At 56.3% G+C, this 19,574-nt stretch carries 23 protein-coding genes and 1 pseudogene; 17 read left to right on the top strand and 7 right to left on the bottom strand.

Going from position 1 to position 19,574, the window contains the following annotated elements:
* The first annotated feature begins 37 nt into the window (after nucleotides 1–37).
* The 14 genes from paaA to NQ842_RS13600 all read left to right on the top strand — a co-directional run bounded on the left by paaA (nucleotide 38) and on the right by NQ842_RS13600 (nucleotide 11,948).
* Nucleotides 38–967 carry a 1,2-phenylacetyl-CoA epoxidase subunit PaaA gene (gene paaA, locus NQ842_RS13665; RefSeq protein ID WP_013096761.1) on the top strand — a complete coding sequence of 310 codons (930 nt, stop codon included), beginning with the start codon at nucleotides 38–40 and terminating at the stop codon, nucleotides 965–967.
* A 12-nt stretch (nucleotides 968–979) separates the two neighbouring features.
* Complete coding sequence (gene paaB, locus NQ842_RS13660; RefSeq protein ID WP_003857353.1) at nucleotides 980–1,267, top strand: 1,2-phenylacetyl-CoA epoxidase subunit PaaB; 288 nt, start codon at nucleotides 980–982, stop codon at nucleotides 1,265–1,267.
* A gap of 8 nt (nucleotides 1,268–1,275) precedes the next feature.
* Nucleotides 1,276–2,022: a 1,2-phenylacetyl-CoA epoxidase subunit PaaC gene (paaC, locus tag NQ842_RS13655; protein ID WP_063412913.1), complete on the top strand. Its 747-nt coding sequence runs from the start codon at nucleotides 1,276–1,278 to the stop codon at nucleotides 2,020–2,022.
* 11 nt (nucleotides 2,023–2,033) lie between these two features.
* Nucleotides 2,034–2,531, top strand: coding sequence for a 1,2-phenylacetyl-CoA epoxidase subunit PaaD (gene paaD / locus NQ842_RS13650; RefSeq protein ID WP_047362037.1), 498 nt, complete (start codon nucleotides 2,034–2,036; stop codon nucleotides 2,529–2,531).
* A 7-nt stretch (nucleotides 2,532–2,538) separates the two neighbouring features.
* Entirely contained in the window at nucleotides 2,539–3,609 is a 1,071-nt protein-coding gene (gene paaE / locus NQ842_RS13645; RefSeq protein WP_248061697.1) for a 1,2-phenylacetyl-CoA epoxidase subunit PaaE, read from the top strand.
* A complete protein-coding gene (paaF, locus tag NQ842_RS13640; protein WP_257255976.1) occupies nucleotides 3,606–4,373 on the top strand; it encodes a 2,3-dehydroadipyl-CoA hydratase PaaF in 768 nt (255 codons plus the stop codon). The genes paaE and paaF overlap by 4 nt, the downstream gene beginning before the upstream one ends.
* Complete coding sequence (paaG, locus tag NQ842_RS13635; RefSeq protein ID WP_196373389.1) at nucleotides 4,373–5,161, top strand: 2-(1,2-epoxy-1,2-dihydrophenyl)acetyl-CoA isomerase PaaG; 789 nt, start codon at nucleotides 4,373–4,375, stop codon at nucleotides 5,159–5,161. The genes paaF and paaG overlap by 1 nt, the downstream gene beginning before the upstream one ends.
* A 1-nt stretch (nucleotide 5,162) precedes the next feature.
* Nucleotides 5,163–6,587, top strand: a complete 1,425-nt coding sequence (gene paaH, locus NQ842_RS13630) for a 3-hydroxyacyl-CoA dehydrogenase PaaH (RefSeq protein ID WP_257255975.1) — start codon at nucleotides 5,163–5,165, stop codon at nucleotides 6,585–6,587.
* Nucleotides 6,577–6,999: a hydroxyphenylacetyl-CoA thioesterase PaaI gene (gene paaI / locus NQ842_RS13625; RefSeq protein WP_014831764.1), complete on the top strand. Its 423-nt coding sequence runs from the start codon at nucleotides 6,577–6,579 to the stop codon at nucleotides 6,997–6,999. The genes paaH and paaI overlap by 11 nt, the downstream gene beginning before the upstream one ends.
* Nucleotides 6,999–8,204 carry a 3-oxoadipyl-CoA thiolase gene (pcaF, locus tag NQ842_RS13620; protein ID WP_257255974.1) on the top strand — a complete coding sequence of 402 codons (1,206 nt, stop codon included), beginning with the start codon at nucleotides 6,999–7,001 and terminating at the stop codon, nucleotides 8,202–8,204. Before paaI ends, pcaF begins: the two co-directional genes overlap by 1 nt.
* Before the next feature lie 26 nt (nucleotides 8,205–8,230).
* Entirely contained in the window at nucleotides 8,231–9,547 is a 1,317-nt protein-coding gene (gene paaK / locus NQ842_RS13615; protein ID WP_257255973.1) for a phenylacetate--CoA ligase PaaK, read from the top strand.
* 343 nt (nucleotides 9,548–9,890) lie between these two features.
* Nucleotides 9,891–10,823, top strand: coding sequence for a phenylacetic acid degradation operon negative regulatory protein PaaX (gene paaX / locus NQ842_RS13610; protein WP_257255972.1), 933 nt, complete (start codon nucleotides 9,891–9,893; stop codon nucleotides 10,821–10,823).
* A 9-nt stretch (nucleotides 10,824–10,832) separates the two neighbouring features.
* Entirely contained in the window at nucleotides 10,833–11,429 is a 597-nt protein-coding gene (paaY, locus tag NQ842_RS13605; protein ID WP_014831767.1) for a phenylacetic acid degradation protein PaaY, read from the top strand.
* Between the two features lie 15 nt (nucleotides 11,430–11,444).
* A complete protein-coding gene (locus tag NQ842_RS13600; protein WP_063411784.1) occupies nucleotides 11,445–11,948 on the top strand; it encodes a GNAT family N-acetyltransferase in 504 nt (167 codons plus the stop codon).
* Between the two features lie 36 nt (nucleotides 11,949–11,984).
* Here NQ842_RS13600 and NQ842_RS13595 read toward each other — a convergent pair whose 3' ends face one another.
* On the bottom strand, nucleotides 11,985–12,521 hold the full coding sequence (locus NQ842_RS13595; RefSeq protein ID WP_257255971.1) for a GNAT family N-acetyltransferase: 537 nt from the start codon (nucleotides 12,519–12,521) through the stop codon (nucleotides 11,985–11,987).
* Nucleotides 12,522–12,598: 77 nt separating this feature from the next.
* On the opposite strand from NQ842_RS13595, the gene NQ842_RS13590 reads away from it, so the two are divergent.
* Nucleotides 12,599–13,111, top strand: a complete 513-nt coding sequence (locus NQ842_RS13590; RefSeq protein ID WP_257255970.1) for a GNAT family N-acetyltransferase — start codon at nucleotides 12,599–12,601, stop codon at nucleotides 13,109–13,111.
* A 162-nt stretch (nucleotides 13,112–13,273) separates the two neighbouring features.
* On the opposite strand, the gene NQ842_RS13585 is transcribed toward NQ842_RS13590, so the two are convergent.
* The 4 genes and pseudogenes from NQ842_RS13585 to NQ842_RS13570 all read right to left on the bottom strand — a co-directional run bounded on the left by NQ842_RS13585 (nucleotide 13,274) and on the right by NQ842_RS13570 (nucleotide 16,507).
* Nucleotides 13,274–13,726, bottom strand: coding sequence for a GNAT family N-acetyltransferase (locus tag NQ842_RS13585; RefSeq protein ID WP_257255969.1), 453 nt, complete (start codon nucleotides 13,724–13,726; stop codon nucleotides 13,274–13,276).
* A 197-nt stretch (nucleotides 13,727–13,923) separates the two neighbouring features.
* Nucleotides 13,924–14,375 (bottom strand): annotated as a pseudogene (locus tag NQ842_RS13580) (NUDIX hydrolase).
* A gap of 252 nt (nucleotides 14,376–14,627) precedes the next feature.
* The gene (locus tag NQ842_RS13575; RefSeq protein ID WP_228485831.1) at nucleotides 14,628–15,095 is read right to left on the bottom strand and encodes a DMT family transporter; all 468 of its coding nucleotides are present in this window, start codon (nucleotides 15,093–15,095) and stop codon (nucleotides 14,628–14,630) included.
* A 14-nt stretch (nucleotides 15,096–15,109) separates the two neighbouring features.
* Nucleotides 15,110–16,507, bottom strand: coding sequence for an amidohydrolase family protein (locus tag NQ842_RS13570; RefSeq protein WP_257255968.1), 1,398 nt, complete (start codon nucleotides 16,505–16,507; stop codon nucleotides 15,110–15,112).
* Nucleotides 16,508–16,627: 120 nt separating this feature from the next.
* Here NQ842_RS13570 and NQ842_RS13565 point away from each other — a divergent pair, with 120 nt between their 5' ends.
* Nucleotides 16,628–17,512 (top strand): LysR family transcriptional regulator, encoded by an 885-nt coding sequence (locus NQ842_RS13565; protein WP_257255967.1) that lies wholly within the window; start codon nucleotides 16,628–16,630, stop codon nucleotides 17,510–17,512.
* 25 nt (nucleotides 17,513–17,537) lie between these two features.
* Here NQ842_RS13565 and NQ842_RS13560 read toward each other — a convergent pair whose 3' ends face one another.
* Complete coding sequence (locus NQ842_RS13560) at nucleotides 17,538–18,437, bottom strand: alpha/beta fold hydrolase (protein WP_373371736.1); 900 nt, start codon at nucleotides 18,435–18,437, stop codon at nucleotides 17,538–17,540.
* A gap of 118 nt (nucleotides 18,438–18,555) precedes the next feature.
* On the opposite strand from NQ842_RS13560, the gene NQ842_RS13555 reads away from it, so the two are divergent.
* Nucleotides 18,556–19,137: an ABATE domain-containing protein gene (locus NQ842_RS13555; protein WP_257255965.1), complete on the top strand. Its 582-nt coding sequence runs from the start codon at nucleotides 18,556–18,558 to the stop codon at nucleotides 19,135–19,137.
* A gap of 38 nt (nucleotides 19,138–19,175) precedes the next feature.
* Here the strand turns inward: NQ842_RS13555 and NQ842_RS13550 are convergent, their stop codons facing one another.
* Complete coding sequence (locus NQ842_RS13550) at nucleotides 19,176–19,487, bottom strand: hypothetical protein (protein ID WP_118282999.1); 312 nt, start codon at nucleotides 19,485–19,487, stop codon at nucleotides 19,176–19,178.
* Nucleotides 19,488–19,574: the final 87 nt, after the last annotated feature.

The following is a 19,574-nucleotide window of genomic DNA, read 5'->3' as shown; positions in this document are numbered from 1 at the left end:
TTTAAGTTGCAAACTAACGAATCATAAAGGTGATGACGTGACGCAAGAACAACGCTTTGAGCAGCGCATAGCGCAGGAGACGGCGATTGAGCCCCAGGACTGGATGCCGGAAGCCTATCGCAAGACGTTGATCCGCCAGATTGGTCAGCACGCCCACTCTGAAATTGTCGGCATGCTGCCGGAAGGGAACTGGATCACCCGCGCCCCGACGCTTCGCCGCAAAGCGATCCTGCTGGCGAAAGTGCAGGACGAAGCCGGGCACGGGCTGTATCTCTACAGCGCGGCTGAAACGCTGGGCTGCGCGCGGGAAGACATCTACCAGAAAATGCTCGACGGCAAGATGAAATACTCCTCCATCTTTAACTATCCGACGCTGAGCTGGGCCGATATCGGTGTGATCGGCTGGCTGGTGGACGGTGCCGCCATCGTCAATCAGGTGGCGCTGTGCCGGACCTCTTACGGGCCGTATGCCCGTGCGATGGTGAAAATCTGTAAAGAAGAGAGCTTCCACCAGCGTCAGGGGTTTGAAGCCTGCATGGCGCTGGCGCAGGGAAGCGACGCCCAGCGGCAGATGCTGCAGGACGCCATCAACCGTTTCTGGTGGCCCGCCCTGATGATGTTCGGGCCAAACGACGACAACTCGCCGAACAGCGCCCGTAGTCTCGCCTGGAAAATTAAACGCTTTGGCAATGATGAACTGCGTCAGCGCTTCGTCGACAACACCATCCCGCAGGTGGAGATGCTGGGGATGACGGTACCCGATCCAGACCTGCGCTTTGACGAAGAAACCGGCCACTACCGCTTCGGTGAGATTGACTGGCAGGAGTTTGACGAGGTGATCAACGGACGCGGGATCTGCAACCACGAACGCCTGGCCGCTAAGCGCAAAGCCTGGGAAGAGGGGGCGTGGGTGCGTGAAGCCGCACTGGCGCATGCAGAAAAACAACGCGCCCGTCAGGCCGCATAAGAGGAAATCACGATGAGCAATGTCTACTGGCCGCTGTACGAAGTGTTCGTACGCAGCAAACAAGGGTTATCCCACCGCCACGTTGGCAGTCTGCATGCCGCTGACGATCGCATGGCGCTGGAAAACGCGCGGGATGCCTATACCCGCCGCAGCGAAGGCTGCTCGATCTGGGTGGTGAAGGCGAGCGAGATCGTTGCCTCTCAGCCGGAAGAGAGCGGCGAGTTCTTCGACCCGGCGGAAAGCAAGGTCTATCGCCACCCCACGTTTTACACCATCCCTGATGGCATCGAGCATATGTGAGGTCAGGGATGAAAACAGTATCTGCATACGCCCTGCGTCTGGGCGACAACGGTCTGGTGCTCTCTCAGCGCCTCGGAGCCTGGTGCGGACACGCGCCGGAGCTGGAAATCGATCTTGCGCTCGCCAACATTGGTCTCGATCTGCTGGGGCAGGCGCGCAACTTCCTCGCCTGCGCGGCAGAGCGGGAAGGTCAGGGCGATGAAGACACCCTGGCCTTCGGCCGCGATGAGCGTCAGTTTCACAATTTACTGTTGGCAGAACAGCCGAACGGCAACTTCGCCGACACGATCGCCCGCCAGTACCTGATGGACGCGTGGAATGTTGCCCTCTACGAGCGGCTGATCCACAGCAGCGACAGCCAGCTTGCCGCCATCGCCGCCAAGGCGATTAAAGAGGCGCGTTACCACCTGCGCTTTAGCCGCGGCTGGCTGGTGCGCCTGGGAGACGGCAGTGAAACCTCGTCGCAAAAAATGCAGCAGGCCATCGACAACCTGTGGCGCTTTACGGCCGAGTTGTTCGAGGCGGATGACGTTGAGCTTGAGCTGATTGAGTCCGGCGTTGCGGTTGATCCGCGCACCCTGCGCCAGCCGTGGGAAAACGAAGTGTTTGCCGGACTGCGGGAAGCCACCCTGCGCGTACCCGATGAGACGGCCTATCGCACCGGCGGAAAACGCGGGCTGCATACCGAGCATCTGGGACCGATGCTGGCAGAGATGCAGTATCTCCAGCGCGCATATCCCGGTCAGCAGTGGTAAAGGAGAACGCCATGCAACGTCTTGTCGACATCGCCCCTCCGCAGGTTCCGCACATCTGGTCGTTGCTCAGCCAGATCCCGGACCCGGAAGTGCCGGTGCTCACCATCACCGATTTAGGTATGGTGCGCAGCGTCACCGCGCAGGGCGAAGGCTGGGTGATCGGCTTTACCCCAACCTATTCAGGCTGCCCGGCGACGGAACACCTGCTTGGCGCTATCCGCGACACCCTGACGGCACACGGGTATACGCCCGTGCACATCGTGCTGCAGCTGGAACCCGCCTGGACCACCGACTGGATGACCGACGATGCGCGTGAACGTCTGCGCGCGTATGGCATCAGCCCACCCGTGGGGCACAGCTGTCATGCCCATGTTCCCGCTGAGGTGAGCTGCCCGCGCTGCGCCAGTACCGACACCTCGCTTATCAGTGAATTTGGTTCAACGGCCTGTAAGGCGCTTTACCGCTGCAATACCTGCCGCGAGCCCTTCGACTATTTCAAATGTATTTGAGGTTGCCATGACAACGTTTCATTCATTAACAGTGGCAAAAGTAGAACCCGAAACCCGCGATGCGGTGACCATTACCTTCGCGGTGCCGCAGGCGTTGCAGGAGGCGTACCGCTTTCGTCCCGGCCAACACCTGACCCTGAAAACCAGACTGGGTGCAGACGAACTGCGCCGCTGTTACTCCATCTGCCGGAGTAGCGCGCCGGGGGAGATCAGCGTCGCGGTTAAAGCCATTGAAGGCGGGCGTTTCTCTCGTTACGCCCGGGATGAGATCAAACCGGGCATGACGCTGGAGGTGATGGTTCCCCAGGGGCATTTTGGCTATCAGCCACAGCCTGAGCGGGAAGGTCACTATCTGGCGATTGCCGCAGGCTCCGGCATCACCCCGATGCTGGCGATTTTATCCGCCACGCTGGCCGCCGAACCGAACAGCCACTTCACCCTGATCTACGGCAACCGCAGCAGCCAGAGCATGATGTTCCGTCAGGCGCTGGCAGACCTGAAGGATAAATACCCGCAGCGGCTGCAGCTGGTTGCCATTTTCAGCCAGGAGCGGCTGGACAGCGACCTGCTTTACGGCCGTATCGACGGTGAAAAGCTGCAGGCGCTGGCAAAAACGCTGATCAACTTCCGCCAGTACGACGAGGCCTTTATCTGCGGCCCGGCCGCGATGATGGACGAGGCTGAAGCGACCTTAAAAGCGCTGGGGATGGCCGAAAAATCCCTTCACCTTGAGCGGTTTAATACGCCGGGCACGGCCGTTAAACGCGCGGTGAGCGTGCAGGCGGAAGGCCAGAAGGTGATCGTGCGTCAGGACGGACGTGACCGCGAGATCGTCCTGACAGCGGATGACGACAGCATTCTGGATGCCGCCCTGCGCCAGGGGGCGGATCTGCCGTATGCCTGCAAGGGGGGCGTCTGCGCCACCTGTAAATGCAAAGTGCTGCGCGGCAAGGTGGACATGGCGACCAACTACAGCCTCGAGCCGGACGAACTGGCTGCCGGGTATGTGCTGAGCTGTCAGGCGCTGCCGCTAACCGCCGACGTGGTGGTCGACTTCGACGCAAAGGGGATGGCATGAGCGAACTCCTCGTTACCCGTCATGGCCGTGTGCTGCAGTTGACGCTCAACCGTCCGGCGGCACGCAACGCCCTCAACAATGCACTGCTGACGCAGCTTGCCGAACAACTGGAGGCCGCAGCCTGCGACAACAGTATTTCTGCCTGCGTGATTTACGGCAGCGAGCGCTGCTTTGCGGCCGGAGCCGATCTCAACGAAATGGCAGAGAAAGATCTGCCTGCCACCCTGAACGATAGTCGTCCTCAGCTGTGGAAGCGGATAGACGCCTTCAATAAACCGCTGATTGCCGCCGTGAACGGTTTTGCACTCGGGGCTGGCTGCGAGCTGGCCCTGCTGTGCGATGTAGTGATTGCCGGTGACAACGCCCGCTTCGGTCTGCCAGAAATTACGCTTGGGATCATGCCCGGTGCGGGCGGCACGCAGCGCCTGATCCGCTGCGTGGGTAAATCGCTCGCCAGCAGAATGGTGCTGACCGGGGAAAGCATTACGGCGCAGCAGGCTCAGCGAGCCGGTCTGGTCAGCGACGTTTTCCCGGCCTCACTGACGCTGGAATATGCCCTGAACCAGGCAGCACTGATGGCGCGCCACTCGCCGCTGGCGCTACAGGCGGCTAAACAGGCGCTGCGCCAGTCGCAGGAGGTGCCGCTGCAGGCGGGTCTGGCCCAGGAGCGTCAGCTGTTCGCGCTGCTCTCGGCCACGGAAGACAGGCGAGAAGGCATCGACGCCTTCTTACAGAAACGTACTCCCGACTTTAAAGGACGCTAATTGTGGAATTTATTCTCAGTCATGTAGAGCAAGGCGTAATGACCCTGACGCTGAACCGTCCGGAGCGTCTGAACAGCTTTAACGATGCGATGCACCAGCAGCTTGCAGAGTGCCTGAAGCAGGCTGAGCGCGATGACACTATCCGCTGTCTGCTGATCACCGGCGCAGGGCGCGGCTTCTGTGCCGGGCAGGATCTGAACGACCGTAACGTCGACCCGAACGGTCCGGCGCCGGATCTGGGGATGTCCGTCGAGACCTTTTATAACCCGCTGGTGCGTCGTCTGGCAGCGCTGCCAAAACCGGTGATTTGCGCGGTCAACGGCGTGGCGGCCGGAGCGGGGGCCACGCTGGCGCTGGGGTGCGACATGGTGATTGCCGCGCGCTCCGCCACCTTTGTAATGGCCTTCAGCAAGCTGGGGTTAGTCCCGGACTGCGGCGGGACCTGGTTCCTGCCGCGCGTGGCCGGACGTGCCCGCGCCATGGGGTTGGCGCTGCTTGGCGACAAACTGAGCGCCGAACAGGCGCACGCCTGGGGAATGATCTGGCAGGTGGTGGATGACGACCAGCTCTCCAGCACGGCGCAGCAGCTGGCGCTGCACTTTGCCTCGCAGCCCACCTTTGGGCTGGGGCTGATCAAACAGGCGATCAATGCCGCTGAAACCAACACCCTGGACGCACAGCTTGACCTGGAGCGCGATTATCAACGGCTGGCCGGACGCAGCGACGATTACCGCGAAGGCGTGAGCGCCTTCCTGGCGAAACGCACGCCCAATTTTACGGGGAAGTAAGATGCTGAACATTCGTACTGTCGCCGTCATTGGAAGCGGCACGATGGGCGCCGGAATAGCCGAAGTCGCGGCACGCCATGGGCATCAGGTGCTGATGTACGACATTGCCTCAGACGCCATTTCCCGCGCCATTGACGGCATTCGCCAGCGCCTTGCCTCCCGGGTGACGCGGGGCAAACTCACTGAGGAGGCCTGTGGGCAGATCCTCGCCCGGCTGACCCCGGTCACGGATATCAGTGCGCTCACCGCGGCGGACCTGGTGATAGAAGCCGCCTCCGAGCGCCTTGAGGTGAAAAAAGCGCTGTTTGCCGAACTGGCTGAGATCTGCCCACCGCAAACCCTGCTTACCAGCAACACGTCTTCTATCTCGATCACCGCGATTGCGGCGGATATCCGTCATCCCGAGCGGGTGGCAGGTCTGCATTTCTTTAACCCGGCCCCGGTGATGAAGCTGGTGGAGGTGGTCAGCGGGCTGGCGACCTCGCCGGAAGTGGCCGACGCGCTGTGTGAGCTGGCGCTGAACTGGGGGAAACAGCCGGTGCGCTGCCAGTCAACGCCGGGCTTCATCGTAAACCGCGTGGCGCGCCCGTTCTATTCCGAAGCCTGGCGCGCGCTGGAAGAACAGGTTGCAGCCCCTGAAGTGATTGATGCGGCCCTGCGCGAAGGCGGCGGTTTCCCGATGGGGCCGCTGGAACTGACCGATCTGATTGGGCAGGACGTGAACTTCGCCGTGACCTGTTCGGTGTTTAACGCATTCTGGCAGGAGCGGCGTTTTCTGCCTTCGCTGATGCAGCAGGAGCTGGTGCTGGCGGGGCGACTGGGCAAAAAAAGCGGGAAGGGCGTTTACGACTGGCGCGGCGAATCGCCACCGGTGCCATGGCTCGACGCGGTCAACGACAGCTTTAGCCCAATGCGGGTTGAACGAAAACGTGACGGCGTCACGGAAATCGATGAGGTGTTGCTGATTGAAACGCAGGGCGAAACCGCTCAGGCGCTGGCGCTGCGCCTCAACTGCCCGGTGGTGGTGGTTGATCGCATTGAGCGCGATGTGGCGGTGATTGCGTCGGCGGCCAGCAACCCGTATACCGCGACACAAAAAGTCATCCGCTACCTGCAACAGCAGGGAAAGCGGGTGGTGCAGATTGCCGATTACCCTGGCCTGCTGGTCTGGCGCACGGTGGCGATGATTGCCAACGAAGCGCTGGATGCGCTGCAGAAAGGGGTCGCCAGCGAAAAAGATATCGATACCGCCATGCGTCTGGGCGTGAACTACCCGTCCGGGCCGATTGCCTGGGGCGAGCGGCTGGGCTGGCAACGTCTGTTAACGCTGCTGGAAAACCTGCAGCGTCACTACGGCGAAGAACGTTATCGCCCCTGTTCACTGCTGCGCCAGCGTGCGCTTCTGGAGAGTAGCTATGAGTCATAACGCCTGGCATAACGCCCGCGCCATGTACGAACAGGATGCCTGCGCGCAGGCAATGGGGATGGACATTATCGACATGGACGAAGGTTACGCAGTGGTGACCATGACCATCACCCCGCAGATGCTTAACGGCCACAAAACCTGCCACGGTGGACAGCTCTTCTCGCTGGCCGACACCGCGTTTGCCTACGCCTGCAACAGCCAGGGGCTGGCGGCGGTGGCCTCTGGCTGCACAATCGATTTCCTTCGTCCGGGCTTTGTCGGAGACAAGCTGACCGCCACCGCGCGGGTAAAGCATCAGGGCAAACTGACCGGCGTGTATGACATCGAAATTCAGAACCAACAACAGAAAACCGTCGCTCTCTTTCGCGGAAAATCCCACCGCATCGGCGGCAATGTGACAGGAGAAGCCTGATGCGTGACGCATTTATTTGTGATGGGGTGCGAACCCCGGTGGGGCGGTACGGCGGGGCGTTATCCGCCGTACGCGCGGACGATCTGGGCGCCATACCGCTGCGTGCCTTGCTGGAGCGCTATCCGCAACTCGACCCGGAGCGGATTGATGATGTGATCTTCGGCTGCGCCAACCAGGCGGGGGAAGACAACCGCAACGTGGCGCGTATGGCGTCACTGCTGGCCGGGCTGCCGCACACCGTCTCCGGCACGACGATCAACCGCCTGTGCGGCTCGGGGCTGGATGCGATTGGCTTTGCTGCACGCGCCATAAAATCCGGTGATGGCGATCTGCTGATTGCCGGTGGCGTCGAGTCGATGTCCCGCGCGCCGTTTGTGATGGCGAAAGCCACCGCGGCGTTTCAGCGCCAGGCGGAGATCTTCGATACCACCCTTGGCTGGCGATTTGTGAATCCGCTCATGCATCAGACGTTCGGAACTGACAGCATGCCGGAAACGGCAGAGAATGTAGCTGAATTGTTAAATATCAGCCGTGCCGATCAGGATGCGTTCGCGCTGCGCAGCCAGCAACGTACCGCCCGGGCGCAGCAAAACGGCATTCTGGCGCAGGAGATCGTGCCGGTGCTGATTCCGGGAAAAAAAGGGACCGTTACGGAGGTCTCTGTTGATGAGCACCCGCGCGCCGACACCACGCTGGCGCAACTTGCCGCCCTGAAAGCGCCGTTTCGCAAAAATGGCGTCGTTACCGCAGGTAACGCCTCTGGGGTGAACGATGGCGCCGCTGCACTGATTATCGCCAGCGAGCAGATGGCGCTTTCACAGGGGCTTGTGCCGCGCACGCGGATTGTGGCCATGGCCACCGCAGGCGTGGAGCCACGTCTGATGGGGCTAGGGCCGGTGCCCGCCACCCGCAAAGTGCTGGAGCGAGCGGGGCTCAGCATCAACGAGATGGATGTGATTGAGCTGAACGAAGCCTTCGCCTCGCAGGCGCTGGGCGTGCTGCGTCAGCTGGGGGTGCCGGACGATGCCGCACACGTCAATCCGAACGGAGGGGCCATTGCGTTAGGCCATCCGCTGGGAATGAGCGGTGCCAGGCTGGCGCTGGCCGCGAGCAATGAATTGCATCGACGCCACGGGCGCTACGCGCTGTGTACGATGTGCATCGGTGTGGGTCAGGGCATTGCCATGATCCTTGAGCGTGTTTGAGCGAACAATAATGTGAGTACCCTGCGATGATAAATACAACAAAGCTTGATCGGATCGAAACCGCGTCCATTGACGAATTACAGGCGTTGCAGACCCAACGTCTGAAATGGACGCTGAACCACGCCTACAACAACGTGCCGATGTACAAACGTAAGTTTGACGCCGCGGGCGTTCACCCTGACGATTTCCGTGACCTGGCCGATATCCGCAAATTCCCGTGTACCACCAAGCAGGATCTGCGCGATAACTATCCGTTCGATACTTTTGCCGTTCCGATGGAGCAGGTGGTGCGTATTCATGCCTCCTCCGGCACAACCGGGAAACCGACCGTTGTCGGCTATACCCAGGGCGACATCGACAACTGGGCCAACCTGGTGGCCCGCTCCCTGCGTGCCGCCGGAGGCAGCGCGAAGGATAAAATTCATGTGGCCTATGGTTATGGCCTGTTTACCGGCGGGCTGGGCGCTCACTACGGTGCCGAGCGTTTAGGGGCCACGGTGATCCCGATGTCCGGCGGCCAGACCGAGAAGCAGGCGCAGCTGATCCGCGATTTTAAGCCGGATATGATCATGGTGACGCCCTCCTACTGCCTCAACCTGATTGAAGAGCTGGAGCGCCAGATGGGCGGCGATGCCAGCGCCTGCTCTCTGCGCGTGGGTGTGTTCGGTGCCGAGCCGTGGACCCAGGCGATGCGTCATGAGATCGAAAAACGGTTAGGCATTACCGCGCTGGATATCTACGGCCTCTCGGAAGTGATGGGGCCGGGCGTGGCGATGGAGTGTATCGAAACCGCCGACGGCCCGACCATCTGGGAAGATCATTTCTACCCGGAGATCGTCAACCCGAACGACGGCACCCCGCTTAATGACGGCGAGCAGGGCGAACTGCTGTTCACCACGCTGACCAAAGAGGCGCTGCCGGTGATCCGCTATCGCACCCGCGATCTGACCCGTCTGCTGCCGGGTACCGCCCGCACCATGCGCCGCATGGACAGGATCAGCGGTCGCAGCGACGACATGCTCATCATCCGCGGTGTGAACGTCTTCCCGTCACAGCTGGAAGAGGAGATTGTGAAGTTTGAGCATCTCTCTCCGCATTACCAGCTGGAGGTGAATCGTCGGGGGCATCTTGATTCACTTTCTGTAAAAGTAGAGCTGAAAGAGAGCAGTCTTTCGCTGACCCACGAGCAGCGCTGTCAGGTCTGCCATCAGCTGCGTCATCGCATTAAATCGATGGTCGGGATTTCAACGGACGTCATGATCGTTAACTGCGGCAGCATCCCGCGCTCGGAGGGGAAAGCCTGCCGGGTGTTTGACCTGCGTAAAGTGGCGGCCAACGGTTGAATTATCCTCATTCTGCGTTCCCTCTCCCTTTGGGCTGAGGGATCCCCAGTAATTTTTTACCGGAAGCGATGAATGTTGCTTCAGGAAAATGAATGACTTATAGCGACGCCCTGGCACGTTCACAAGTCATGCCGTTACAGAGTAGCAAGGAACATAAAGTGAACGGAATGACCTCTACAGCCATATGTTCCCCCTCACCCCAACCCTCTCCCTCAAGGGAGAGGGGGTCCTCCGTGCAGGCATTATTTTATGGGGATCCCTCAACCCTTTGGGAGAGAGTTAGTGTGAGAGTCTATCCAGGATTCGTATGCTATGATTCATCCAGGACAAAAACACCAACAGAATGAATCACATGAAACTCGACGCCTTTATCCAGCATGCGGTCAGTTCGGTTCCCATCAGCGGGACGTCGCTAATCTCCTCGTTATACGGTGATGCGCTTTCCCATCGCGGCGGCGAGATCTGGCTTGGCAGCCTGGCCGCGTTGCTCGAAGGGATGGGCTTTGGCGAGCGCTTCGTGCGAACCGCGCTGTTTCGCCTAAATAAAGAGGGCTGGCTGGATGTTTCCCGCATCGGGCGTCGCAGCTATTACCGCCTGAGCGACAAAGGGCTGCGTTTAACCCGCCGGGCGGAGAATAAGATCTACCGCGCGGAGCTGCCTGCCTGGGATGGCAAATGGCTGCTGCTGCTCTCTGAAGGTCTCGATAAAACCACGCTTGCCGACGTGAAAAAACAGCTTATCTGGCAAGGGTTTGGCACGCTGGCGCCCAGCCTGATGGCTTCGCCCTCGCAGCAGCTGGCGGATGTGCAGTCGCTTCTTCATGACGCGGGCGTGGCGGAAAATGTCATCTTCTTCGAAGCCCATTCACCGCTGGCACTTTCTCGCGCTGCGCTGCGTTCCCGCGTTGAGGAGTGCTGGCAGCTGACCGAACAGAACGCGATGTACGAGACGTTTATTCAGTCGTTCCGTCCGCTGCTGCCGCTGCTGAAAGAGGCTACGCCGGAAGAGCTTACGCCGGAGCGTTGCTTCCAGATCCAGCTGTTACTGATCCACTTTTATCGTCGCGTGGTACTGAAAGACCCGTTGCTGCCAGAGGAGTTACTGCCTGCACACTGGGCGGGGCAAAGCGCGCGACAGCTTTGCATCAACATCTATCAGCGTGTGGCGCCGGGGGCGCTGGCGTTTGTCAGCCAGAAAGGCGAAACCTCGGTGGGTGAACTGCCCGTGCCCGGCACGCTTTATTATCAACGCTTTGGTGGTCTTGCGACCGCATAAGGAGTGAGGATGCCTGTTTATCAAATTGACGGTCTGACGCCGGTGGTACCCGACGAGAGCTATGTCCACCCGACAGCGGTGCTCATTGGCGATGTGATCCTGGGGAAAGGTGTGTATGTCGGCCCCAATGCCAGCCTGCGTGGTGATTTTGGCCGTATTGTGGTGAAAGATGGCGCGAACATTCAGGATAACTGCGTCATGCACGGCTTCCCGGAGCAGGATACGGTGGTGGAAGAGGACGGCCATATTGGCCACAGCGCCATTCTGCACGGCTGTATTGTCCGCCGCAACGCCCTGATAGGGATGAACGCGGTGGTGATGGACGGGGCGGTGATTGGCGAAAACAGCATCGTCGGCGCGGCGGCGTTTGTGAAGGCGAAAGCCGAGATGCCCGCTAACCATTTGATTATCGGCAGTCCGGCGAAAGCGATTCGTGAGCTGAGCGAACAGGAACTGGCCTGGAAGCAGCAGGGCACGCGCGAGTATCAGGTGCTGGTGGAGCGCTGTAAGCTGACGATGCATCAGGTGGAGCCGCTGCGCGAAGAAGAGCCGGGACGCAAACGGCTGACGTTTGATGAAAATTTACGGCCGAAATCGGCGGTGTGAGTGGGGGGAATTCAGTTGGACTTAGAAACAGCGCGTTTAAAGCTTGAACCCTATCATGACGATCATTATGAAGGCTTGCGGGTGATGGATGGCGATCCCGGCGTGATGCGGTATATCAACCAGGGGATCGCTAAAACGCCGGAAGAGACCTGGGAAGGGATCCGACGCGTTCAGGCCCGTTGGGCAAAATACGGCTTTTCGTGGTGGGCGATTAAAGAGAAGGCGTCTGGCGAGGTCGTTGGCGCAGCATGTCTCCAGCATCTGGCTAACGTGGAGGGCGCCCCGCTGGAGATTGGCTGGCGACTTATTCCGGAACACAATGGCAAAGGTTACGCAACGGAAGCCGCAAAAGCGATTATTGCGTTCGCGGCAGAACGGGTGGGTGCCACTTATCTGGTTGCGGTTGCCGATCCGGACAATGTCCCCTCGCAGCGTGTGATGCAACGGTTAGGTATGACGTTCAAGGCGATAGAAGAGCATTATGATGTGCCTTGTGTGGTGTATGAACTCAACCTTTAACATCCTGTATGCAGATGATTGAAAGACTTTTTGGGGCTACTCTGTTTTTCGTAGCCACTCATTTTTGGTCAGCGAATAGAGTAGACTCGGCAGGGCATTCTCAACATCCAGAATCTCTTTGATATATTTTAATCCCGCTTTTTCAAGAACGTTTTGCGATGCGTGATGGTTCCTTCTCACGACCGCTGATATTTCCGTTAAGTCGATTACTTCAAAACCGTATTTGATCGCAGAGGTTGCAAATTCTGTCGCGAAACCTTTTCCCCATGCCTCAGTGCAAAATCGATAACCCAGATTATTAAGACGGTTATCTGCAAAGTCACGAATTCCCAGCCCGCCAAAACCGATGATGCTATCTATATTATTGTGAAGTGAGATAGCCCAGTTTCCAAAACCATGGGTATTCCAGTGACCGATCCAGCGATTCAGGACCGATTGCGCGTAGTCAATGTCCGGGTAAGGACCAGCAGGGTTAAAGGTATTAGTCGCTGGATCGCCATAAATTTTGAAAAGTGCAACGGCATCTGACTCTCTTACAGGGCGAAGATGTAAACGTTTCGTTTTAACTTTCATCGTTGTCCTCCTGATGAGCGATATCAGGTATTCTGTTTTCACATAACAGTTTTTACCTGGATGCAAGAAGTTATCTTATGACGTTACTTTTACGACAAGCAACATCAGCAGATTCAATATTACTCAGTGAACTGGGCTATCGCATCTATCCCGCGCACTTTAAACATCTGTGGAAGTCGGAATCAGAGCTGAGCGATTTTCTGGAATCCGAATATTCCGTTGCGGCGATAGAACAGAGTCTGAGAGACAGCGACACAAGCTGGTATGTGGCGGACCTTGATCAACCGATTGGTTTTATGAAACTGACATGGGAAGCCACAATCCCTGATACCGACATCAGCGGTGTGCTTCTTAACAAACTCTATCTTGATCCGACCAAGACGAGTAATCACTACGGTCAGAGCATGTTTAGCAGCGTCATCGAACTTACCCGCAGTCATGGCAAAAAATTTCTGTGGCTCGAGGTGCTTGAACAGAATGAACGTGCCCGGCGATTTTATGAAAAGCAGGGGATGCGGTTTATCAAGGATACGGTTTTCGAAACAGCGTCGCAGCGGAGTGTATTGAAGATCATGGGGATGGGGTTATAGCGCTCCGTTGGTTATAGAGGGCTTTTCGTCTTCGTCAGACAGGGATTATCGGTTTAAAAAGAGGGATGGTACGTGAAACCCTATTACGATGAGCGTCGGTCAGGTAGTCCGTTCTTCTGTCTGTACGGTGCCAGAAGCGGACGGCAGGTCCAATTAATATAATCAGCGCAATGCTTTTGAGAAACAGGCGGCTTCTGTCCTGCCTATGTAAGGGCCGTAATTCTCAATGCGGTGATAAGCATTTTTCTCGTAGAAATTTACAGCCCGATGATTGATGTGTCGGGTTTCAAGTCTGAGCTCGCTATACCCCATCTCTTTTGCCGATGTTTCCAGAAAAGTGAGTAAAGCATCTCCAGTCCCTGGCACACTTCTGTCTGAAAACATTCTTTTAAGCTCGGCTATTTCTGGCGTCAAGGGGCGTATAGCACCGCATCCTATCGCTTCGCCATGGGTATTCTTTGCCAAGACCCATAAGGCTTTGTCATCATTCATTGCTTCAAGGGTGAAATGACTTTTGCCACTATCACCAGTAATAGCGGCAAGTTCTGCTGACAGCATTTCGATTAAGCGACGGGATTCTGCAGAAAATGGATCTGATTTCTCTACTGTAATCATGGACATATCCTGTAATGAGAGTGTGACCAACATAACGTATCCTGCTAGTAAAAGCATCATCCCGAAACGGGTGATGCGACAACGCAGTTGCCAGACTGTCCCGAGGCTATTATGTACGCTTCCCGCTCATTGCGGAGCGGAGGACTTCAGGAGATCCGCTCCGTGCCAGAAGCGGACATCTAAGCTGTTTCAGAGAGTTAAGTGCCGGGGAAGCCTTCAAGTATTTGAATTATCAAATCGAGTGGGAAGATGATTTCATTGGTCTGTCTGAGCTGTTCTAAGCTCCACCAGTAGTGATCGCGAATGACTTTTTTTTCGTTATTACTCCAACCTGAACGGTCAATATCTGATTTATCTGCAGTAATAATAAAGAAACGTTCTTCTGCAAGAACGTTTTCACCACTTGGCAGCATCATAGGGAAGGTTCTGGAGGCTATTTGTGGTCCCGTAGTTCTTCTTGTCAGGCCCGTTTCTTCAAATAATTCACGTAACGCCGCCTGCTCAAAAGACTCGTTGTGCTCAAGTCCTCCTCTGGCGTTGCCCAGTATGTTTTTCCTTCCAGAGCATCATCTTTATGGCAGAACCTAAAGAGCAGAACGTGATTTTCAGGTGAAAGGACTATCAATCGAGAGGCTGGACGAGTACGCATATATTCCCTCTTGAATAAAATTTAAATCCTCACTTCGAATTTTCATATAAACATAAATTGCAGTCTGCAAGCGCACATTGAGAATACATTCTCTTGCCACGCATTTGCGTTCATCGTCTTCTTCTCGCTCAAAGCGGACACCCACCGACAGCGTAGATCCTCTGAAATGGTCTCGAATAAGCAGAGTGAAAACTGTTATTTCACGGATATCACACCATCGCAGACTTCCGTAAAACAATTCAATACACCTTTTCAGTGCATAAACCGCTCCGAAAGCCGATCCCCGAACAGCATAATGGCGAGCCCGATCAGCATAACCAGCATTCCGCTTAGCTTCAGTATCGAGACTGGCCGCCTCATTGCGCCCAGCAGACCAAAATGGTCAATCACCTGCGATGAGAGTAATTGCCCGACAATCGCCAACCCGAGCAGGGCTGAAAAGCCGATCTTCGGTGCAAGCACTACGTAGCTGAAGAGGGCACATGCCCCAATCAGGCCGCCCGTCAGACTCCACAGTGGTTGAGACGGAATGGCCGCAAGTGAGGTGAATAATCCCCCGCGCAGCAGCGAGTAAATTCCAAGACTGAATGCACCGGCAGCAAAAGAAAACAGCGCGGCCGTCACCGGATCACCGCCGAGTCCTCGTGCGAGCTGGCTATTCAGGGTCGTTTGCAGGGTGATCCCAAGACCGGCGGCAAACGCGATGAGGTAATAGATCATCTGTTTCATCCCTGTCAGTGTGCCTGCACCAGCGGCAGAAAGGTTTCGGCAAACATGTCAGGTTCATATCCGGCGGCGGCAAACAGGTGCTCTCGCGATTCATCAACCACTGCACGCAGGCGCGCGCTGTCTACGCCCAGGACTTTGCCGTTCTGCTTGACGATACGCCCACCGATCATGACGGTATCGATATTGCTGCGCTCTGTCGCATGTACCACCGTGCCAAAGGCATTCCCGGATGGGTAGAGATTGATGTCGCTGGTGTTAATCAGGATCAGGTCGGCCTGTTTGCCAGGCGTCAGGCTGCCAATTTTGTCCTGCAACCCTGCGCAGGCTGCACCATTGACCGTCGCCGCTTTAAGGAGTTGCGCTGCCGGGAGCGTTGTCAGCGAATGAGGGGTATCGCAGCACTGCTGCTGATGCATCCCTATCACCCGTTGCAGGTAAAAGGCCACACGCATTTCCATAAACATGTCTGTACTGTAAGACGTTTCGTTATCAACGCTAAGGCCAGGATTGATACCATGGCGCAGGGCTGACTGGATGGCAAACATTCCGTCTTCGATGCCATAGTGCGCATCAGAGCGTGGGCAGACGTTCACCCGCACACCGGCTTCACGCAGGATCTTCCATCCCTCGTCAGGCAGCGCCGTGCAGTGATTAAAAATATTGTCCGGGCCAAGCAGGCCCTGTTGATGCAGCGACGCAAGCTGTGAGGCCATCTCTGCACCAAAGAATTCCGTGACGATAGGCAGTCCCAGCCTGCGGGCTTCGGCCCACAGGGCGGGTTCCAGTTGGGCCATAACCCCCAGAGATACAAGACTGTCTGGGTTGTTCTGAAAATACTTCTCCTGCAGGCGCTGCCAGTTACCCGGCCAGTGGGCTCTGTCCCAGTCGCCTGATACTGGCGCACCGGAGGCATGGAGGGCACGAATACCTGAATCAAGCAGCGCCTCAACGGCGGCGTCGGAATGCGCAGCGGTGCGGCTGTTATGCGAGTTATCAATGATTGTCGTGATGCCCGCGTCAATCGCGCCCAGGGCTGTCAACAGGTTACCTGTGTAGATATCTGAAGGGCGATAATATCTGGCAAAAGAGAAGTGTGTGGCGTTGCTGTAGTCGTCCAGACAAGTGGCATTAGGGTTGATGCGACGCAGCTGTCCTTCCCACGCGTGACGGTGAGAATCCACCATCCCCGGTATCGCAATCATGTTTGTGGCATCTATGATACGGGCGCCCCGTGCGTCCAGGTTCTTCCCGACAGCGGTAATGGTTGAATCTGTAATAAGAATATCCCCGTGTTCAATATTCCCCACAGTCTCGTCCATGCTGAGGATTGTTGCACCATGGATCAGTGTTGCTGGCGGTGTGAACGTTGCATTACTAACAATATTTCTCATGTAATCGGTCATATTCGATATCTCTTTCCTGATAAACAGGAAAAAAGTACGTCACTCTATTAACGCGAAAAAGATGCTCAAACTGTTTTTATTATTCATAATCTGCGAATAATCAGGTGAGGAAAAAAGGGTATGGATCGTCTTCAGGCAATGCAGATTTTTACGCGGGTGGCGGAAGCCGGGAGCTTTGTGCGCGCGGCAGAAACGCTTTCGTTGCCTTCATCCACGGTAACCAGCACCATTAAAAACCTTGAGAAGTATCTGCAGGTGCGCCTGCTTAACCGCACGACAAGGCGGGTGAGTCTCACCCCTGAAGGGGTGCAGTATCTTGCGCAGTGCCGGGACATACTGTCACTGATTGAGCATGCGGAATCCAGCCTGACGGATTCCGTGAGACGGCCACAGGGCCGGTTGCGGGTAGATATGCCTGCCGGGATTGCCCACTTCATCGTCATGCCCAATCTGCAAGACTTTTATCGGCGTTACCCGGATATCTATCTGATGATCGGCGTAAGCGACCGGCAGGTTGACCTCGTTCAGGAGGGTGTCGATTGCGTGATCAGGACAGGGGAGTTGACCAACTCCACGCTGGTTGCGCGTCCGCTGGGCAGGTTTCGTTGGATCACCTGTGCCTCTCCGGACTATCTCAGGGAGTATGGTGTGCCACAGTCACCAGACGAGTTATCCCGACATCGGGCGATCCACTATTTTTCGGGTCAAACCCGGCGTGCAGACGAACTGCGTTTCCAGCAGGGTTCTGAGTTGCGGTATGTCTCTGTTAACGGCCAGACGGCCGTTAACGAAACGGGGCTCTATATCAAAATGTGCCTTGAGGGTTACGGGCTGGCGCAGCTTGCCGAGAATGTTATAGCTGAGCACCTTGCGCAGGGCACGCTGGTGGAGATCATGGCCGACTGGCAGCCACCGCCAGTCCCGGTCACGTTACTGTATCCTCACCAGCGCTTTCTTTCTCCCGCCGTACGCGCCTTTGCTGACTGGATAGATGAACTCATCTGAGAGAGTCGTGTGGTGAACGTCCTCTTTACACAATATTCTTTTTCAGAAACTCACGGATAACAGGAACGATTTCCCTGCTATGGGTTTCCAGCGCGAAGTGGCCAGTGTCATAGAAGCGAATGTCCGCATCAGGAAGGTCGCGTTTCCATGCCAGCGCGCCTGCTGGAAGGAAAAACGGATCGTTCTTACCCCAAACCGCCAGCAGAGGTGGCTGATACTCACGGAAGTATTTCTGGAATACAGGATACATGGCCACATTTGAGGCGTAATCCAGCACCAAATCGAGTTGAATATCCGCATTGCCCGGCCGCGAGATGTGTAGCCCTTCCAGGGTGTACCCATCGGGTGAAACTGAACTCGTGTCGGCAACGCCTTCAAGGTATTGCCATTTAATTGAAGCTGGTGTCGGGAAGTCATGCAGGGCAAGCCGGTTCTGCTCTGTGGGTTCGTGCCAGTATCGTTGAATAGGCGCCCAGCCTTCCCCCAGACCTTCCTCATAAGCGTTACCGTTCTGGGAAATAATTGCGGTCACACGCTCCGGATGCGAGACAGCGAGACGCCAGCCTACCGGGGCACCGTAGTCGTGCACCATAAGCGCATAAGTGCTGAGCTTGAGATGTTCGGTGAACTGCTCAATGGTTCTCGCCAGCTGATTGAAAGAATAGGAATACTCACCTCTTGCTGGTGCTTCAGTAAAACCGAACGCTGGCAGATCGGGCGCAATGACGTGGTAGCTCCCGGCAAGGGCAGGTATCAGGTCGCGGAACATGAATGATGAGGCTGCAAAACCGTGAAGCAGCAAGATCGTCGGCGCCTCTGGATGTCCCGCCTCGCGGTAGAAAATTTTGACGTTATCCACCTGTTCATGGCGGTAATAAACCGGACTGGCGACAGTGCCATCATACGCAGAGTCGGCAAGTGCCATGTTGGAGATTGATTGAGAAGTAGTCATGAAAACCTCGTGTAACCGTTATAATTTTAATTTGAAGGTTACATGATATTTTGGTAACCTGACAAATAAAATTTAGGGGTTACATATAATCATGAGTTCTGAAAACACAAATTCTGCTGCCCCGTTACTGGGTGATAACCTGGCCCTCGATTTCATCAACACTGAGTATGTCGTGGATGGAAAACGTCATGACTGTTTTATCGATGATCAACGTGTTGCTGGCTGGCTGATAAGAGTCGGGTTATTGCGTGACATTAAGGATCAGCAGATCCCTGATGGACTGCTTATTGAGGCTCGTGAACTTCGCGATACTGCAAGGAATGTTGTGAACTCAGCCATGAACAGCGTTCCGGTCGATCTGGCTGTAATCAACCGGGTACTGGAAGTGGGTCGCCCAATCAGCAAGCTTGAATGGGATGGCAACATGCAACAATACCGGGTTGCGGTTTATCAAAACACTGAAAGCCCATCAGGCCTGCTCTGGCCGATTGCCGATGCCCTGGTCAAACTGGTTACCAGCGATAAGTTTGAATACGTGCGTCAGTGTGAGGCTCATGACTGCATTCTGCTGTTCCACGATCTGAGTAAATCGCATCGCCGACGCTGGTGCAGCATGGCAACCTGCGGCAACCGCATGAAAGTCGCCGCATTCCGCTCCAGAAAAAAACCATAGTGAGGTAGATAACAGTGCTTATGATGCCGCAAAGAAGTCTAAAGCGGTGAAACGGCATCCACGACATGCTGGAATACGTAAGGATCAGAAAGCAACTCGAACTCTTCGTCGTCCGGGTAAGTGACTGCCACGTGATAGTTTTCTCCGGCAAATGCCTTTACTGCATCCAGGTCCAGCCAGTAGGTAGCCAGAAAGAAATGCTCCCAGTTACCCTGACTTTCCCTGCGCACGAATGCGCCTTTATTTCCCGGTATGCTCCTTGAGTGCTCCACACCGGTCTTTTCCAGGTGTTTGGCAAATCCTTCTGCATGTTTAAGCGGGACACATCCATGCCAGGTTCTTACAATCATTAGCTTTTTCTCTTTAGTGGCAAAAAGAGAACCATACCATAGTTCCTTATTCCTGACAGGCTCCGCCCCGTCATCTAACACGGGGCG

The sequence above is a fragment of the Enterobacter cloacae complex sp. R_G8 genome (genome assembly GCF_024599795.1).
GTDB classification, from domain to species: Bacteria; Pseudomonadota; Gammaproteobacteria; order Enterobacterales; family Enterobacteriaceae; genus Enterobacter; species Enterobacter dissolvens.
The sequence above is the reverse complement of the archived record's forward strand: the minus strand, read 5'-3'. Positions and strand labels throughout refer to the sequence as shown.

Bases quoted from the DNA above. Each gene is read 5' to 3' on its own strand.
- paaB (WP_003857353.1), top strand. From the start codon at position 980: ATGAGCAATGTCTACTGGCCGCTGTACGAAGTGTTCGTACGCAGCAAA.
- paaC (WP_063412913.1), top strand. From the start codon at position 1,276: ATGAAAACAGTATCTGCATACGCCCTGCGTCTGGGCGACAACGGTCTG.
- paaD (WP_047362037.1), top strand. From the start codon at position 2,034: ATGCAACGTCTTGTCGACATCGCCCCTCCGCAGGTTCCGCACATCTGG.
- paaE (WP_248061697.1), top strand. From the start codon at position 2,539: ATGACAACGTTTCATTCATTAACAGTGGCAAAAGTAGAACCCGAAACC.
- paaF (WP_257255976.1), top strand. From the start codon at position 3,606: ATGAGCGAACTCCTCGTTACCCGTCATGGCCGTGTGCTGCAGTTGACG.
- paaH (WP_257255975.1), top strand. From the start codon at position 5,163: ATGCTGAACATTCGTACTGTCGCCGTCATTGGAAGCGGCACGATGGGC.
- paaI (WP_014831764.1), top strand. From the start codon at position 6,577: ATGAGTCATAACGCCTGGCATAACGCCCGCGCCATGTACGAACAGGAT.
- pcaF (WP_257255974.1), top strand. From the start codon at position 6,999: ATGCGTGACGCATTTATTTGTGATGGGGTGCGAACCCCGGTGGGGCGG.
- paaK (WP_257255973.1), top strand. From the start codon at position 8,231: ATGATAAATACAACAAAGCTTGATCGGATCGAAACCGCGTCCATTGAC.
- paaX (WP_257255972.1), top strand. From the start codon at position 9,891: ATGAATCACATGAAACTCGACGCCTTTATCCAGCATGCGGTCAGTTCG.
- paaY (WP_014831767.1), top strand. From the start codon at position 10,833: ATGCCTGTTTATCAAATTGACGGTCTGACGCCGGTGGTACCCGACGAG.
- NQ842_RS13595 (WP_257255971.1), bottom strand. From the start codon at position 12,521: ATGAAAGTTAAAACGAAACGTTTACATCTTCGCCCTGTAAGAGAGTCA.
- NQ842_RS13590 (WP_257255970.1), top strand. From the start codon at position 12,599: ATGACGTTACTTTTACGACAAGCAACATCAGCAGATTCAATATTACTC.
- NQ842_RS13585 (WP_257255969.1), bottom strand. From the start codon at position 13,726: ATGATTACAGTAGAGAAATCAGATCCATTTTCTGCAGAATCCCGTCGC.
- NQ842_RS13575 (WP_228485831.1), bottom strand. From the start codon at position 15,095: ATGATCTATTACCTCATCGCGTTTGCCGCCGGTCTTGGGATCACCCTG.
- NQ842_RS13570 (WP_257255968.1), bottom strand. From the start codon at position 16,507: ATGACCGATTACATGAGAAATATTGTTAGTAATGCAACGTTCACACCG.
- NQ842_RS13565 (WP_257255967.1), top strand. From the start codon at position 16,628: ATGGATCGTCTTCAGGCAATGCAGATTTTTACGCGGGTGGCGGAAGCC.
- NQ842_RS13560 (WP_373371736.1), bottom strand. From the start codon at position 18,437: ATGGCACTTGCCGACTCTGCGTATGATGGCACTGTCGCCAGTCCGGTT.
- NQ842_RS13555 (WP_257255965.1), top strand. From the start codon at position 18,556: ATGAGTTCTGAAAACACAAATTCTGCTGCCCCGTTACTGGGTGATAAC.
- NQ842_RS13550 (WP_118282999.1), bottom strand. From the start codon at position 19,487: ATGATTGTAAGAACCTGGCATGGATGTGTCCCGCTTAAACATGCAGAA.